This is a genomic window from Lacrimispora amygdalina (assembly GCF_900205965.1).
Lineage (GTDB): Bacteria > Bacillota > Clostridia > Lachnospirales > Lachnospiraceae > Lacrimispora > Lacrimispora amygdalina_A.
The window spans coordinates 173,548-190,212 of the sequence record NZ_OAOF01000005.1 but is presented as its reverse complement, the minus strand read 5'-3'; the positions used below and the strand labels follow the sequence as shown (position 1 = coordinate 190,212).

Genomic DNA, 16,665 nt, shown 5'->3' with positions numbered 1-16,665 from the left:
CTCTTCTTTCAAATAAAACTTATATCCACTTTTCAATTGCTTTTTTTGCACTTCCTACACTGCCGCCATGGATTGCAAGTCCTTTCTCGACCTTTGCTCCAGGACATAACTTTTTAATATCGCTTTCACTATGTCCCATACCGCTTCCTTCGTGAGTACATAATGGTTTAATGGTTTTGCCTGTAAAGTCAAATTTTTCAAGGAATGTCCATACATGCATAGGCATAGTTCCCCAGTAATTTGGGTAGCCGAGATAAATTGTATCATACTCATCAATATGATCCAGCGCATTCTTAAACTCAGGTCTGGCATTTGCTCTTAAATCTCTTTGTGCTTCCTTCGTACATGTATCGTAATCAGCATCATATTCTATGACAGGTTCAATGTAAAACAGCTCTCCTCCTGTTAACTCCTGAATCATTTTTGCTACAACTTCTGTATTACCAACTGACAGGTTCTTGATTGAACCATTTACATAGTTATTTCCTTTTCTAGAAAAATAAGCTATTAATTCTTTTGCCACTTCTATTCTCCTCCAATATATTTTACTTGCCTAGTCCTGTTAAAAATTCTACTGTCTGTGGATCATAGTGTGAGAAAAATGCACTCTCTGCTTCGTCCAGAGATTTAATTGCTTTTTTTTCCTCTTCCGTTAATTCAAAATCAAATACACTGAAATTTTCAATCATTCTTTCTTTGTGCGTAGATTTTGGAATTACCACTACATTATTTTCAATTAAATATCTTAAGATTACCTGCGCAACAGATTTGTTATATTTTGCAGCAATTTCAGAAATTACCGGATTGGTAAACATATCTTTCCTTCCTTCTGCAAATGGTCCCCATGACTCATGTTGTACTTTGTATTTTTCCATGATTTCATGAGCCTGTGTCTGTTGGTTAAATGGGTGTGTCTCTACCTGATTTACTGCCGGGATAATCTCAGTGAACTGACAGATATCGATTAGTCTGTCAGGATAGAAATTACTCACTCCAATGGCTTTGATTTTTCCCTCTTTATAAGCTTCTTCCATTGCAAGATAGGTTCCATAATAATCTCCAAAAGGCTGGTGTATCAGCAGTAAATCAATATAATCTGTTTTCAGCTTTCTTAGCGACTCTTCAATGGATGCCTTGGCTTTTTCGTAACCTGCGTTAGAAATCCATACCTTTGTTGTAATAAACAGCTCTTCTCGCGGAATGCCACATTTTTCAATTGCATTTCCAACTCCTTCTTCGTTCTGATAAGCCTGAGCCGTATCAATGGAACGGTACCCTGCTTTAATCGCATCAAGTACACATCTTTCACATTCTTCCGGTGTGACCTGATATACTCCATATCCTAAGATTGGCATTTTAACTCCATTATTTAATGTTACATAATTCATAGCAGAAACCTCCAATATCTCTTTCTACTACAACTCTATCACTTGGAGTTAACTCCAAAGCAAGTTTTTTTTTACTTTGTTTATAACTTTATGAAATTCTCATTTATTGTACACACGCTGGAGTTAACTCCATTTGTGCATAATTTTATAACATCCTATCAATATGTTGAAGCCACTGCTTCTGTAATTAACCATTGATTATTGTTCTTTATCATTTTCATTGTTAACTGTAATGACCAAATATGTCTGCTGCCACCAACAAATACGGAAGCATCAACCTTGCTCTGCCCTACAAGTATTGGCTGGATATCATCTTCGATAAAAATATTCTCCAACTGAGCAGCATAATAGCGTAGCTTGCCCATCGAAATATATGATAAGAATTCTTTCTTGTTCTGACGCATTCCTGTCATATGAACTAATACAAAAGAACCGTCAAGAATCTTTGCTAATCCCTTGGTATCTTTGTCTACCATACATCGATACATCTCCAGATAACACTGTTTTAATCGTTCTTTTTCTGTCAATTCCATTATCTATCCACCTCAACAACCACATGTATCCTACTTCCTTCCACTTGCATTTGAGGTAATATATCTTCTTCAATGTCCCCCAAATATAAAATCTTATAAAGATCAATATTCATATCTATGGTAACTCTAGTCGCATTCCCAATTTATCCTTTAACCGGGAAATCAGTAGAAGCTGCTAATTCCGTCTGCGATTCAAAGTCCTCTAAACGCACCTTCAGTGTATTAATTGTACTGATAAGAGCCTGTGATCCAAGCACCATTCTTAAAGGCGCCGGCTCCCTTTCTGCGCTTTCAATGATCCGGGCAGCTATTTTTTCAGGATCACCCGGAGCCAATACTTTGGAAGCATCAAGCATGTTAAGGAAATTATGAGCTGGATTTCCATCGTACTCAGGCATCAGTTTTGCAACTTTTGCACTTCCATAACGGAACTGCGTACGCGCACCTCCCGGTTCAACAATTGTAACACCGATATTAAATTCAGCGACTTCCTGCGCTACGGATTCACAAAATCCTTCAATACCAAATTTTGTAGCATGATACATGGAGTTTCCTGGAAACGCAACCTGACCGCCATAGGATGAAATTTGAATAATTCTACCTCCACCTTGCTTACGCATATAAGGAATAACGGATCGTATCAATTGAATGGATCCCGTCAGATTTGTCGCAATAATATGATTTACTTCATCATCTGACAGCTCTTCTGCTGCTCCAAACAAGCCATATCCTGCATTGCTGACAACTACATCAATTTTCTCATGTTTTATATAAGAAAGAGCAACCAGTTCCTGTATTGCCTTCTCATCTGTTACATCTAATAGCTCTCCAAAAAATGTATCCGGATATTGTTCGAGTAAATCAGTAACTTTACTCATATCTCTTACCGTTCCAATGACCTTATTTCCGCTTTTCAAAAGCTGCTTTGTTATTTCCAGACCAAAACCACTACTTACTCCTGTAATAAGCCATGTCTTCATAATCCTACCTCCTGATTATTTCAAATTATTATAAATATCATCAGTAACTTCTTCTAACCACTCATTACTTGTCCCTTCGGCTGGTACTTCAATAGCCAAATGAGCAAACCAACTGTCTGGGGCAGCTCCATGCCAATGTTTTACTTCTGCCGGAATATTTACCACATCTCCAGGAACCAGTTCTCTTGCATCTTCTCCCCATGCCTGATAATAGCCTCTGCCGCCAGTAACAAGAAGAATCTGTCCCCCTTTGTGATGGATATGCCAGTTATTTCGGCATCCTGGCTCAAATGTTACATTACCGATGCCTACACCTTCTGTCGTAAGCATATTCAAATATGCCTGTCCAACGAAAAATTTACTAAACATCTCTGGAAGAGGTTCGCCGATAGGGAAAATTGCTCCATTGCTTAATTCTTTATTATTGATACTCATTTTGCATTCCTCCATAAAATTTTTTATTTATAATTGTTTCTCTGCCTCATTCACGCAACGAAGTGCATTCAGGGAACGTGGATAGCCAATATACGGAAGGCACTGAGATATGATTTTTATCAGAAATGCCTTATCATTACCAATCTTCATATTTGCTGCTGCGTGGCTTGTAAGCTGGGGTTCACAACCCCCCTGAGCTGTAAGAAAACAAAACGTAATCATCTCGCGTTGATTATAGTCCAGCCCACTTCTGGTATAATAGTCTCCAAAGCAATTATCTGCCAGCCAATAATTGATATGCCTTGACTCTTCTGGTCCGGACTTGTAAAACTCTTTCATTCCTTCACCAAATATGTCAACCTGTGCCTGAATTCCTTTTTCCAGACGGTTCTCTGTTGTAGTAGTTGACTGACCTTTCAAAGGAAGTTTCACTCCCCTATCCGTCAGAACCTCATTCACAACATGCAGGAACGGAAGCACTCTTCCTATTCCTAAATATGCAACTGACTGGTATACAATCTCTTTTGCTTCTACAGGAGTCACTCCAAAGTTGAGTGCGGCTGGAAGCATAGCTCTGAATTCGTCAATTCCATGACATCCTAATAAGGCTGCCAGTATAGCCATAAATCTTGTCCGATCATCTAAAACATCCTGGTTAATGACTTCATCAAATGCAAAGTTATCAAACCGTTCAATAAATTCCGGATCTGTCACCAAAAATTTTGAAGCATATCCAGGAAACATTTTTTCATGATATTTTTTTGAAAATTCTGAAATTGCCATTATAAAATCCTTCCTTCTCTATTTTCTTGTTGGTATAATCCTGTTCTTTTCAAATTTATTAACTACATCTTTTAGGTAATCGGTAATCGGAAGATGCTGCGGACAGGCTTTTTCACATTGTCTGCAACCAATACAGTTACTGGCCTTGCCATGAGTAATTGCAATATTATTATAGTAAACCATCTGACTGGAAAAGCTTCCCGTGGTATTGCTTATGCTGTTGTATAACGCAAAATACTGTGGTATAGCAATATTCTTTGGACAATCATGGGTACAATAGCTGCATGCTGTACATGCAATTGCTGTCTTTGAATTAATAATATTTCTGGCTTTCTCAATAATCTCCATCTCTTTTTCGTTTAATGGTTTAAAATGGAGCATGGATGAGACATTATCCTCTACCTGTTCTATGCTGTTCATACCACTTAACACACGAAATACTCCTTTTTGACTTGCTGCAAATCGCATAGCCCAGCTGGCAGTCGAAGCATTGCTATTATATTCTTTCATCAAACTTTTAGCTTCCTCCGGAACATTCACTAGAGTTCCGCCTTTACATGGTTCCATGACTGCGACTGGTTTATTATATTTATTCGCTATCTCAAGACACCGGCGTGACTGAACATTTGGCTGTTCCCAATCGATATAGTTGATTTGAAGCTGAACAAAATCAATCTTATTACCATATTTCTCCAGTATTTCATCCAAAAGTTCCGGCATATCATGAAAAGACATTCCGACAACTTTAATTTTTCCCTCTTCTTTTTTCTTTGCTGCAAAATCAAAGGCATTGTATTTACAGCATTTGTCATAAACGTTAGAACCCATATTATGTAACAGATAATAGTCAAAATAAGTAACCCCGCAGTTTTGTAACTGCTCACTAAAAATCTGCTCCATATGTTCGGAATCTTTGAAATCTCGAAGCGGCAATTTGGTTGCCAATTGAAACGCTTCCCTTGGATAACGCTCAACAAGTGCTGTACGCATTGCCTCTTCAGCATGGTAGCCGTGATAGGTATATGCAGTATCAAAATAGGTAAATCCCTTCTCCAGATAATTATCAAACAGCCTGCAGATCAAATCATAGTCAAAGGAAGTCTGGTCTTCCTTATCAAGTAACGGCAAACGCATACAGCCAAAACCTAATTTTTTTTCATTCATTAAATCCATTACATTGTCCTCCTACCCCAAACTCTTTCCTGCCTCAAAAATCTTCTTCATTACCGGTAGTCCTAAAATATCTCCTTTTTCCCATGTGCCAGTGCCATAAAAAATATCTTTAACAACTGCGCCTGGAAGACAGGCTGTATAACCATTTAGTCCCGCTATAGTTGGTTCCATTGCTTCATGCCTTGTATCTGCCGCAGTAATTGCAAAATAAAAGGTCTTATCTTTTATCTCCTGATATCTTGCCAGAGAACGATCGATAAAAATTTTCATCTGTGCATCCATGGAATAAAAATAAACAGGCGTTGCCAATAGAATTACATCAGAATGAATTATCTTTTCCAGAATTTCATCCATTCCATCATTTTGAACACATCTTCCTGTTTCCTTGCATACATAACACGCATAACATGGACTTATTTTTGTTTTTCCAATCTGGATTTTTTGGGTCTCACATCCTGCTTCCCCAGCTCCCTTTAAAAATTGATCACACAATACATCTGAATTTCCATTCGTTCTGGGGCTTCCACATACCGCAATTACTTTCATATAATTTTTCTCCTCCAGTCACCAAACATTACAATTACTCCTTTTCTTTTGTAATCTCATAATATCTTTTCATCCCCAAGAGAGCAATTCCAGTTACTAATCACTTCCATAAGTTAAGCTTATCTGAAATTATTCTTCCTCATTATTTGCAAGCTGTGTTCGCAATATGTCAGCAAATTCCCTGACATCTTCTGCATCTCTGCCTTTTTTCCAAAATGCATAATAATTCCTCTGAATCTGACTTTTATCCTGAATCAGAGGTAATCTGCGGATTGGAATTTGCGTCTGCATAAAGTTCTGACCGCTTTCCACCGGCATAAATCCCTTGTTTCCCGCAACTAAAATTCTTCCTGCTTCTAAATTTTCTGCGAAAATAAAATTTCCGTTAAATCCCAAGGTGTTTTGATAATAATCTTGTTCATTTTCCTGTTGTTCTTTGGAGGCAATCAATATACATGGAATTCTCCTTAGTTCCTCAATAGTCAGAAAATCCATTTTGTTTAAAGGACTCATGCTTGATATTTCAATAAATGAATATGCTGTACACAAATGATAATTAATATAAGCATCTGATAATGCCCGCCTTTGATCATTGATTATCAAATCCACATCTTCATTCCTTAAATAATCATATAAATCTTCATGATTACCATACACAATCTGAATATCAGTTTCGGAATGTCTCTGAGAAAATAATGCCAAAGTCTGCTGTAGTTCCCGCATAGCAAAACTCATACAATATCCAATTCTGAGTTGATTATTCCTATTTCCTGCAATCTCACGTGTCTCTTTTTTTAGCCTCTCTGCCTCATCTAGCAATAAAAGGCTATGTTTATAAAAGTATTCACCTGCAGGAGTCAAAGAAAATTTTCTGTTCTCGCGAACAATCAGCTCCACTCCCAAATCAGCCTCAAGTGCCTGGATTTGTTGAGAAATAGCAGATTGAGAAATAAAGCACTCCTCAGCGGCTACTGTAAAGCTGTTCATTTCAATAACTTTTATAAAATATTTTATTTGTCTGAGTAGCATCGAAAACCTCCTTTTTTTCTAGCAATTATAGGTATATAGAAAAATATATCATTTTGATTTAAATCCAATATTCTTCCTTTTCTAGTAGCTGAAATCATCTGTTAACATGCATACCGCCAAATATCTCAGACATATTCATTTGATTAAGCAAATCATCCATTTGTTTTACATCATCTTGAGTAAGTTCAATATTGGCTGCATTAGCGTTTTCCTCCAGACGTGTCAGCTTTCTTGTCCCAGGAATCGGCACAATCCATGGATTCTTACAAATCATCCAGGCCAGCGATACCGCTGCTGGAGTTGCATTTTTCTCCACTGCAATATGATTCAGCATATCTAATAATTCTCTGTTCGCATCATAAGCTTCTGGTTTAAACTGTGGCATAAAACTCCTATAATCACCACTCTCATTAAATACTGTCCCCTTCTTATACGCATCTGTTAATAAACCGTTTGCAAGTGGGCTAAAAGCTACAAGTCCTATATTTAATTCCTCTAAAACGGAAAACAAAACTTCTGTATCTCTATACATCATTGAGTAGCGATTCTGAACAGCACTCAAAGGACATACTGCATGGGCGCGTCGGATTATATCAATATCCGCTTGAGAAATGCCCCAATTTATAATCTTCCCTTCATTCATAAGTTCCTGCATAACACCGGCTACTTCGTCTACTGGTACATTCGGATCTACACGATGTTGATAATATAAATCAATATAATCTGTACCAAGGCGTTTTAAACTTCCCTCGATTGACTGTCTTATCGTGGAAGGTCTGCTGTCAGCCTCAAGACCAGATGCAGTTATCCGTACACCAAATTTAGTTGCGATTATCACCTTATTTCTGTGTGGTTTTAATGCATTTCCAACTAATTCTTCATTATACGCTGTACTTCCATCGGGATTCGTTCCTGTATAGCACTCAGCAGTATCAAACATGGTATATCCGATATCTACTGCCTGTTCGATTAGTTGAGTCATTTCCTTTACACCCGATGGAGCTCCATAGGCATGTGTCATTCCCATACAACCAAGACTAACTGCTGATACTTCAAGTTTTCTACCTAAAATTTGCTTTTTCATTTCTCTACCTCACTTTAAATATTATTATCTCTGTCAAACCTATTTCTATAGTTAAAAGCCTGTCAGAAGCTTAACCAAATATCTTTTAATTTAGAATAGCACTTGGAGTTAACTCCGTAGCAAGATTTTTTTACATATTTATAGAAGTTCATATCATGTTACAGATTACAGATTATATTATTGCTTAACTAATCTAAAAGGCATTTTTCAAAGAACTTTCTTTGAAAAATGCCTTTTTACAATTAATTATTAAAACAATCCAAGTACCGGATGCGGAACATATGATTTTTCAAGAGCTATAATTTCATCCTCAGAAAGCTTGATACCTAAAGCAGAAACCTCATCATTTCGTGAAAGTCCGCCACCATTTAATATTCCAGGACGTATTACCATATCCACTTTAGTTGCTACTACAATCTCATCTCTGTCCAAACTGTATTCTCTTATAAGTATAATCATTAATTTAGATTTGTTAAGTAAATAAAAAAGGCACATTTCACATTTGAAAATGTACCTCTTTTGCCCTTGATTTACCAAGTGTCCCGTCCCTATAAGTTATAATTTAAGCCACAAGCATCCCTGCCCGTGGCTTATAGTTTAAGTGGAGATAATGGGACTCGAACCCACGACCTCTTGAATGCCATTCAAGCGCTCCCCCAGCTGAGCTATATCCCCATATGCCAGAAAACCCTTTATCTATGCGGTTCTCCGTCTTTTCTAATTTTGAAACTTTTTCTTTTTCGAGGGGTCGCACACCCGACATTTCGCGCTCCCTGCTAAGCTATATCCCTTACTTTTTCCTATTTATAAAAACAATTTGGACCGATTTTGCCTTCAACTATCCTATGTCATCCGTGGAAGAGCCAAAAAAACGGGGCTAAAAATCGCATTTTTTAGCCCCATCTTTTGCTCATTTTTCAGTCAAAAACCACTATATCTTGTGGTCTAACCCCTGTTTTTCTTATCCAAACCACAATACGTCATCCTTATCACCGCTTCAACATGTGTGGTCCACGGAAACATATCCACCCCCCACGCCTTCTTCGCTTCATACCCTTTCTTCCTAAAGTACTCCAAATCCCTGGCCAATGTCTCCGGCCCGCAAGACACATATACCACTTTATCCGGTCTCATTCTAGAAACAGAGTCAATAAACTCCTCCGTGCTCCCGCTCCTTGGCGGGTCCATAAACACAACATCAACATGCTCTCCGGACTCCGCCATATTCACCATAAACTTTCCGGCATCATTACAATAGAAGCTTGCGTTCTTTACCTTATTGATTTTAGCATTTTCAATTGCATCACGAACCGCATCCTTATTTAATTCCACACCAATCACTTCTTTTACATGGCTGCTGGCAACAATTCCAATTGTGCCGATACCACAATAAGCATCAATGATCCGCTCTTTTCCGGTCAGACCCGCTGCTTCAATCGCTTTCTTATAGAGAACCTCTGTCTGTACCGGATTTACCTGGTAAAAGGACTTGGAAGATATGCGGAAGCGGCATCCACAAAGAACGTCTTCGATATAACCTTTACCATAAAGTACATGTTCCTTATCTCCCAGCACCATGCTGGTTCCCCTGTTATTTACATTTTGTATCACTGTCGTAATTTCCGGATGGTGTTCCCTCAAGGCTTTTAGAAAATTATTCTTTGAAGGAAATATGGGAGAGGCGGTCACCAGCACCACCATGATCTCGCCTGTCACAAAACCGCGGCGGATTAAGACATGGCGCAGTAAGCCATATCCTGTGTCCTCATCATAAGTACGGATTTTAAATGATTTTAACATTCCTCTGATGGTTCCGATGATCTCATCTGATTTCTGATCCTCAATCAGGCAGCTTTCTACAGGAACTACTATATGGGAATTGGCTTCGTAAACACCCGATATGGGATTTCCCTTTCTGTCATGGTCAAAAACGGCATGTACTTTATTTCGATAGTGATAAGGATCGCTCATACCTATCATAGACTCCAGGCGGCAAAACGGCTTTAACAATGTCTCCAGATCTTTTTGTTTCTGATCCAGCTGTTTTTTATAGGGCAGATGGAGAAGCTGGCAGCTTCCACACCTTCTGTATACCGGGCATTGGGTTGTATTGCCCTGTCCCCGCTCCTTTCTGATCTTATTATTCGGTTTCTCATCATCATTTTTCTTATCGGTTCGAATCTTCCCGGTCCGCAGCCTGCCTGTTTGCTCATTCCCATTCTGCCTGACCGCCTTTTTCCCACTCTCCTTTTTCCCGTTCTCCTTCTCCCCCATACGCCCTTTCCTGTCATTGGCAAATTCGTTCTTTTCTGTTCTTCCCCCGGCTTTCTTTCCTCCGGCTTTTTCTCCTTCACCGCTCTTTCCCCTGGCTTTCTTTCCTTCTATACGAAACGTTTCCTTTTTCAATCGATTATCTATCATTTCATGAAACCGCCTTTTCTTTTCTATTATCAAAAGCTATTATAGTATATTCTTTCCCATAAAACCACCGAATTCCTTTGATTCTTAAAAAACTATTGCTTTTTCACCGCCGGCGGTTATAATAGTTCAAAAGAGAAAAAGGAGGAAAGACAATTGTCAGATGCCAGTAACAACTTCTATATAGATAGAACACTTTATTATGGCCGACCAGCTGATTTATCTGACCGATTGGAAAAAGAGATCCGCACCTACGATCTCTTAGACCGGCTTGAAATCCCCTATCAGCGGCTCGACCATGCTCCGCTCCCCACCATTGATGCCTGCCGGGAAGTTGATTCCCTGCTAAACATTGATATCTGCAAAAATCTGTTTCTATGCAACGCAAAAAAAACGGAATTCTTCTTACTCCTGCTTCCTGGGAAAAAGAAATTCCGCACTTCTTTTCTTTCAAAACAAATCGGCTCCTCCAGACTCTCATTTGCTGATTCGGAGTTTATGATTAAATTTTTAGATATCACTCCCGGTTCTGTTTCTGTTCTCGGGCTTATGAATGATAGAGATAACAAAGTTCAGCTGCTCATTGACAAAGATGTGCTCTTCTCTGAGTTCTTTGGCTGCCACCCCTGCATCAATACCAGCAGTCTGAAAATGAAAACAGCTGATTTAATTAACCAGATTCTTCCCGCCATAAACCATAGCTTCATCCCGGTTGATCTGCCTGGTATGAACTAATGCTAAGTGACCTGCCAGATGTTATCATGGTAGGAGGCTATTCTGTTCTTTCCCGCCTGCTTGGCATAATACATGGCACGGTCCGCCTGTGAAAAAAGCTTCTGGTAATTTATTTCTTTTTTTCCGGCACTGGAAACAATGCCGATACTGACAGAAAGGCGTCCTTCTCCATCCGGTACTGCTTTCTTTGCCCTTTTTAAAAGCTTTTCCGCCCGCTTATAAACATTATTGCCAGATGTAAATACCACAAACTCATCTCCGCCTACTCTGCCTACCAGATCTGGTTCCGGAAAAAGGTCGCAAAGCATTCCGCCTACCTTCATCAGGATCCTGTCCCCTGTGGGATGTCCATAGCAATCGTTTATTTCTTTGAAATTGTCTATGTCAATCATACATAGCCAGCTTTCCATCTCATCTTTTAAAAGCTCATCAACCCGATATTCAAATGCCGATTTGTTATATACTCCGGTCAGGCCGTCTTTAATCGACTTTAAAAGCAGCTGTTCTTCTCTTGCTTTTAATCCACTGATGTCCTGCAGCTTTCCGATCAGCTTAAAGGGAGCTGACTTTTTGTCCTCCCAGATAGCAGTTAACTTGCAGCTGCACCAGTGAAATGGCTCTCCCATCTTTCCAAGGCTGAACTCAAATGAACGCATCTCACCCTCTTTTGGTGCATTGTCTCTGTGCTTAGAAAAAAAAAGCTGAAATGCCTGCAGATTAATGTTACCTTTTGCATTAGCGGAAAGATACAGCCGCTTCTCCGGATAGGAATACTCGAACAATACAGTGTCAGTAAAAAAACTCATATACCCGTACAGCTGCTCCGTCTGGCTGAAACGGTAAAGCTCCTGTTCGATTCCCTTACTCTCACTTTCTAATTGCATTTCTGAATTTCCTGTCATGATACTTCCCCCTGTACCTCATGGAATCCTTCATTACCCATCTTTTCTATTCGTATATCATACATGATAACGCTTTTCAACCGTATATGCAACTTGTTTTTAGGGCATTATTACGCATATAATACGTAATGTCTGGTTAAAATATCCTTTATGATAAACCAAGAGGTGATAATGTTGGATGAACAATTTGTCAGGAACCGAATTACGGAACTCCGCCTGAAGAAAAATATATCCGAATATCAGATGAGTTTAGATCTGGGAAAGAATAAAAGCTATATTCAGGGTATCTCTTCAGGGCGTTCTTTGCCTTCCATGAAACAGTTTTTTGAAATCTGTGATTATCTTGAAATTACTCCCATTGAGTTTTTTAATACAGAAAAAAAAGAGCAGACTCTTTTCTGGGAGGCCGCCGCAATCTTGAAAGAATTAAGCCATGAAGATCTGGAAGCAGTATTTCCAATTTTATTGCGGCTCAGCGCGAAGGCAGACAGTCAAAAACAGGCAGAACCTTAATTAAAAGGTCCTGCCTGTTTTCTATATAGCTCTGGTATTCTCTTTCAGCCACAATGCTTCTTCTTCTGTAAGATGTGGTGCCACCGCTTCGTAAACCGCCTTATGGTAATCATTGAGAAGCGTTATATCCCGTTCTGTCATCAGGGAAAGATCAATCGCTTCTAAGTCAATCGGCACCATGGTCAGGAATTCAAATTCCATAAACTGACCGTACTCATTTGACTCCGCTTTTTTGCATACTATCAGGTTTTCGGTTCTCACTCCGTGGCTGCCCTCTATATAAACTCCAGGCTCATCGGAAGTGATCATACCTTCTTCCAGAATGCAGTTGTCCTGACGCTCCGGAACCATACGCCAGCGGATTCCATTGGGACGTTCATGAACATTGAGCAGATACCCCACTCCATGTCCCGTACCATGGTCAAAATTGATGCCCCGGCTCCAGAACGGCTCTCTGGCAACATAGTCAAGCGTCAGACCCCTGCAGCCATGAAGAAACTTTACAGCTGCCAGGCGTAACATGCTGATGACTGTAAGTGTAAAATGCTCCCGCTCCTCATTGGTCAGCGGACCTACTGCTACAGTCCTGGTTACGTCTGTGGTTCCCTCGTAATACTGACCGCCGGAATCCACCAGATAAAGTCCTTTTGGCTCAATCACTGCATCGCTCTCTGATGTAGCCTTATAATGGCACATGGCCGCATTGGCTCCATAAGCAGAGATGGTATCAAAGCTGATCCCTAAATTTCCCTCCTGCTCAGAACGAAGTTTATCTAATAACTCCTGGGCGCTTACCTCAGTGATTGTTTCATGTCCCACATTCTTCTTCAGCCAGTAGATGAATTTCACCATGGCCGCACCGTCTTTCACATGAGCTTTTTTCATGTTTTCCACTTCTACAGGGTTCTTCATAGCTTTTGCCAGTACAGTGGGATTCATCCGGTCAATGATCCGGTTGGAAGAATCAATACCCTTTACGATGGCATAATTGGTTCTTCCTGTTTCCATAAGAATTTTCTGATCTCTCAGCTGTCCAACAGAAACGTAGATATCATGATAAGGGCAGACTGTTACAGACAGCTCTTTTAAATAAGCTTTCACCTCATCATTTAACACTTCTTCATTAATAAACAGATAAAACCGCTCCATTGTTACCATTGCATAGGAAAGGACAACCGGATTGCAGCTTACGTCATTGCCTCTGATATTTAAAAGCCATACAATATCATCCAGTGTGGTGAGAACATGAACTGTTGCCTTTTCTTTCTTCATTTCTTTTCTTAAATCACTGATTTTCTCAGAAGCGGATTTACCGGCATACTTTTCATCAAGAATCCAGACAGGCTCTTTGGATAAAGCCGGGCGCTGACTCCAGATCTGATCCACCAGATCCTCTTCATATACTATAGTTACATGCTTGTCTGCCAGCTTTTCTTCCAGTTCCTGGCCCTGGCGGCAGTTGACAACCCGTCCGTCAAAACCCAGTTTTCCACCCTCCGGCAGCACTTTTTCCAGATATTCCATGATGTCAGGAACTCCTGGACTGCCCATTTTTCTCAGTTCTATACCAGTACCTGAAAGCTGCATTCCTGCCTGCACAAAATATCTGCCGTCTGTCCATAAGCCAGCTTCATCCTTTGTTATCACTGCAGTTCCTGCTGATCCGGTAAATCCGGTCATAAATTCTCTCGCTTTAAAATATTCCCCTACATACTCTGATTCATGAAAATCAGAGGTAGGTATCATATAGGCATCAATATGGCGTTCTGCCATAAGGCTTCTTAACTGTTCCAGTCTCTCTTTAATCATTGCCTTGCTCTCCTTTGGTTTCAAAATAATTTTCAATTGCTGCCGTTATGCCCTCACTATACGTTGGATGGGCACGCATGGCCAGCCGAAGCTGTTTCGCCGTTAATCCATTTGCAATTGCGGTCGCCATCTCACTAATCATATCAGTTGCTCTGGGACAGACAATCTGGGCTCCCACAAGAGTGCCGGAAAATTCTTCAAATACCAGATGAATAAATCCGTTCTGCCTGCTGGTAATGATGGATTTTCCATTGCCACTCATGGAATAATGACCGCATCGTACATGCATATTGTTTGCTATAGCAGCTTCCCGGGTAATCCCCACTGATGCAATCTCAGGTTCTGTGTAAATGCAGCTGGGAACAACCGGTAATTTCACGAACATTCCGTTGGGAACAACAGACAGGCGTATGGTATGCTCCACTCCAGCGATCTTCTCCACTACATATGTACCCTGTGCCGCAGCTACATGGGCAAGAAGAATATCTGAGGCTGCATCTCCGATGGCATAGATCCCGGGTTCACTGGTCTGAAATTCCGAATTTACCTTTAAATGGCCATTCTCCAGTTCCAGACTTACGTCCTCTCCCAGCAGACCTTCCAGAAAGGGTTGTCTCCCTGCTGCAATTAAGATGTGCCCGGTTTGAATGGTATGCTCTTCTCCCGCCTTTTCAAAGACACAGGACAAACCATGGTCTGTATCTTCTTTAATTTCCTTCACATTGACCTGACAATGAATTGTTATCCCTCTTAGTTTCAGCTCCTCTTCCAGTGCCTGAGATACTTCCGAATCCATAGGTCCAAGAAGATGGGCTTCCCGTTCCAGAATTGTCACCTGGGAACAGAGTGCACTGAAAATGGTAGCAAACTCCACACCTATGACTCCTCCTCCGATCACCACAAGACGGTCATAATTCCAGTTGTCCGAAGCCAGCAGCCGCTCACTGGTCAGAACCCCCGGCAAATCTGCACCCGGTATTGGAGGAATTACACACTTTGCACCTGTTGCTATAATTAAGTAATCCCCAGTATAATAATCCTTTCCCTGTACACTGTGGACTTCTACCGTTTTATTTCTTCGTATGATACCCGTTCCGGAAAGAACCGTAATATTTTCTGTTTCAATGAGATCTGTAATGCCCTTTCGATAGGACTTAACGGAACTTTTCTTATATTGCTGCATTTTCTTAAAATCAAAGGAAATAAAATCTGTGGATACGCCGAATTCATCACAATTTTGCAGTTCTTTAAATTTACTTGCTGCGTGCAGAAGCGATTTTGTGGGAATACAGCCTTTATTAACACACGTGCCTCCCAGCTTCTCCTTTTCTACAATTGCGGTTTTAAATCCCAGTGAAGCTGCTTTTAATGCAGCAGTATAACCGCCCGGTCCTCCTCCTATAATGATAATGTCATAATGGTCTGCCATTAAATCTCCTCCTGCCGGATCATTCCAAAATGAAGGCAGGCATTTTTAATTCCATCCTGATCGATGGCATCTGTAACATAGTCTGCCGCTCTCTTTAATTCTTCCATTGCATTGCCCATAGCGATCCCGATCCCAGCTGCCTTTACAATATCGTAATCATTCATACTGTCTCCAAAAGCTACTGTCCTGGAAAGAGGAATCTTATAATATTCACAGAGTCTGGCCAGGCCTACCGCTTTTGATGCCTTTCGCTCAACAACATCTGCGCCTCTCTTGTCCGCAAACATATGAACATGAATTTCCGGGAACTCCTCCTCCATCTTTCTGGCGCCGTCCTCATCTCCAATAAAAGCCATCGTTCTCACATCCAGCTTAGCGAGCATATCGGCATCTGCAAAGTTTCTGCTGCATTCCCCCCACAGCCTCCTGTCATGCTCCTTTACTACCTCTGGATTCACATAATAATCATACTCACCTACGCTGGTTCCTACGCTGTATGGCGTCTGCTTTGCATAGGATAGAATCTGCTTCAAAAGATTTTTATCGAAGGTATGCTCATAGATTATGGTCTCTCCTACCGTCACCTTGGTACCATTGAGATGAATAATGGCATCCGGCCGTATCTGATCCCTTATTGCAGTACTGAATATGGAATCCATGTCTCTTCCGGTGGCCAGCACTATAGTGTGATTTTCTCTCAGTTTTTCGATAGTCTCCATCGCACTTGCCGGAATAGACCAGTCTTTATGATCAAGCAGCGTCATGTCTACATCAAAGCTAACAATTGGTTTCATCTATCTTCACCTTTTTTTCTTCCTTATCGTCTTGTCTACTCCATCATATATTAAATTTAAATTTTTTTCAAGAAATATACTTTACCAATTGGAAATTTTCTGCTATAATGTCTG

Annotated in this window: 18 protein-coding genes and 1 tRNA gene; 2 read left to right on the top strand and 17 right to left on the bottom strand. The window is 40.3% G+C overall.

The features are described 5' to 3' along the window. Positions 1-19 precede the first annotated feature (19 nt). From CRO04_RS09390 to rlmD, 13 genes are all read right to left on the bottom strand, one after another. Positions 20-523, bottom strand: coding sequence for a flavodoxin (locus CRO04_RS09390; RefSeq protein ID WP_330400814.1), 504 nt, complete (start codon positions 521-523; stop codon positions 20-22). A 22-nt stretch (positions 524-545) separates the two neighbouring features. Further along, positions 546-1,388, bottom strand: coding sequence for an aldo/keto reductase (locus CRO04_RS09385; protein ID WP_097003977.1), 843 nt, complete (start codon positions 1,386-1,388; stop codon positions 546-548). A 158-nt stretch (positions 1,389-1,546) separates the two neighbouring features. Beyond that, positions 1,547-1,921 (bottom strand): nuclear transport factor 2 family protein, encoded by a 375-nt coding sequence (locus tag CRO04_RS09380; protein ID WP_097003976.1) that lies wholly within the window; start codon positions 1,919-1,921, stop codon positions 1,547-1,549. Between the two features lie 143 nt (positions 1,922-2,064). After that, positions 2,065-2,901, bottom strand: coding sequence for an SDR family oxidoreductase (locus CRO04_RS09375; RefSeq protein ID WP_097003975.1), 837 nt, complete (start codon positions 2,899-2,901; stop codon positions 2,065-2,067). A gap of 15 nt (positions 2,902-2,916) precedes the next feature. Then, positions 2,917-3,336, bottom strand: a complete 420-nt coding sequence (locus tag CRO04_RS09370; RefSeq protein ID WP_097003974.1) for a cupin domain-containing protein — start codon at positions 3,334-3,336, stop codon at positions 2,917-2,919. A gap of 27 nt (positions 3,337-3,363) precedes the next feature. Continuing rightward, positions 3,364-4,119: a carboxymuconolactone decarboxylase family protein gene (locus tag CRO04_RS09365; protein ID WP_097003973.1), complete on the bottom strand. Its 756-nt coding sequence runs from the start codon at positions 4,117-4,119 to the stop codon at positions 3,364-3,366. 18 nt (positions 4,120-4,137) lie between these two features. Further along, the gene (locus tag CRO04_RS09360; protein WP_097003972.1) at positions 4,138-5,292 is read right to left on the bottom strand and encodes an aldo/keto reductase; all 1,155 of its coding nucleotides are present in this window, start codon (positions 5,290-5,292) and stop codon (positions 4,138-4,140) included. 12 nt (positions 5,293-5,304) lie between these two features. Further along, positions 5,305-5,838, bottom strand: coding sequence for a flavodoxin family protein (locus CRO04_RS09355; protein ID WP_097003971.1), 534 nt, complete (start codon positions 5,836-5,838; stop codon positions 5,305-5,307). A 129-nt stretch (positions 5,839-5,967) separates the two neighbouring features. Continuing rightward, positions 5,968-6,867, bottom strand: coding sequence for a LysR family transcriptional regulator (locus CRO04_RS09350; RefSeq protein WP_097003970.1), 900 nt, complete (start codon positions 6,865-6,867; stop codon positions 5,968-5,970). A 94-nt stretch (positions 6,868-6,961) separates the two neighbouring features. After that, a complete protein-coding gene (locus tag CRO04_RS09345; protein ID WP_097003969.1) occupies positions 6,962-7,951 on the bottom strand; it encodes an aldo/keto reductase in 990 nt (329 codons plus the stop codon). 249 nt (positions 7,952-8,200) lie between these two features. Next, on the bottom strand, positions 8,201-8,383 hold the full coding sequence (locus tag CRO04_RS26575) for a hypothetical protein (protein ID WP_207654426.1): 183 nt from the start codon (positions 8,381-8,383) through the stop codon (positions 8,201-8,203). A 170-nt stretch (positions 8,384-8,553) separates the two neighbouring features. Continuing rightward, positions 8,554-8,626: transfer RNA gene (locus CRO04_RS09335), tRNA-Ala, on the bottom strand. A gap of 270 nt (positions 8,627-8,896) precedes the next feature. Next, positions 8,897-10,372, bottom strand: coding sequence for a 23S rRNA (uracil(1939)-C(5))-methyltransferase RlmD (gene rlmD, locus CRO04_RS09330; RefSeq protein ID WP_097003967.1), 1,476 nt, complete (start codon positions 10,370-10,372; stop codon positions 8,897-8,899). 153 nt (positions 10,373-10,525) lie between these two features. Between rlmD and CRO04_RS09325 the strand changes: the two genes are divergently transcribed. Next, positions 10,526-11,104, top strand: coding sequence for a prolyl-tRNA synthetase associated domain-containing protein (locus CRO04_RS09325; RefSeq protein ID WP_097003966.1), 579 nt, complete (start codon positions 10,526-10,528; stop codon positions 11,102-11,104). A gap of 2 nt (positions 11,105-11,106) precedes the next feature. Here CRO04_RS09325 and CRO04_RS09320 read toward each other — a convergent pair whose 3' ends face one another. After that, a complete protein-coding gene (locus CRO04_RS09320) occupies positions 11,107-12,006 on the bottom strand; it encodes a GGDEF domain-containing protein (protein ID WP_097003965.1) in 900 nt (299 codons plus the stop codon). A gap of 174 nt (positions 12,007-12,180) precedes the next feature. Between CRO04_RS09320 and CRO04_RS09315 the strand changes: the two genes are divergently transcribed. Then, complete coding sequence (locus CRO04_RS09315; protein ID WP_097004066.1) at positions 12,181-12,519, top strand: helix-turn-helix transcriptional regulator; 339 nt, start codon at positions 12,181-12,183, stop codon at positions 12,517-12,519. Positions 12,520-12,540: 21 nt separating this feature from the next. Here the strand turns inward: CRO04_RS09315 and CRO04_RS09310 are convergent, their stop codons facing one another. Genes CRO04_RS09310 through CRO04_RS09300 form a run of 3 tightly spaced genes read right to left on the bottom strand, consistent with a single transcriptional unit; the run spans position 12,541 to position 16,551 of the window. Further along, a complete protein-coding gene (locus CRO04_RS09310) occupies positions 12,541-14,328 on the bottom strand; it encodes an aminopeptidase P family protein (protein WP_097003964.1) in 1,788 nt (595 codons plus the stop codon). After that, complete coding sequence (lpdA, locus tag CRO04_RS09305; protein ID WP_097003963.1) at positions 14,321-15,757, bottom strand: dihydrolipoyl dehydrogenase; 1,437 nt, start codon at positions 15,755-15,757, stop codon at positions 14,321-14,323. Before lpdA ends, CRO04_RS09310 begins: the two co-directional genes overlap by 8 nt. Beyond that, a complete protein-coding gene (locus tag CRO04_RS09300; RefSeq protein WP_097003962.1) occupies positions 15,757-16,551 on the bottom strand; it encodes a Cof-type HAD-IIB family hydrolase in 795 nt (264 codons plus the stop codon). The genes lpdA and CRO04_RS09300 overlap by 1 nt, the downstream gene beginning before the upstream one ends. Positions 16,552-16,665 lie beyond the last annotated feature (114 nt).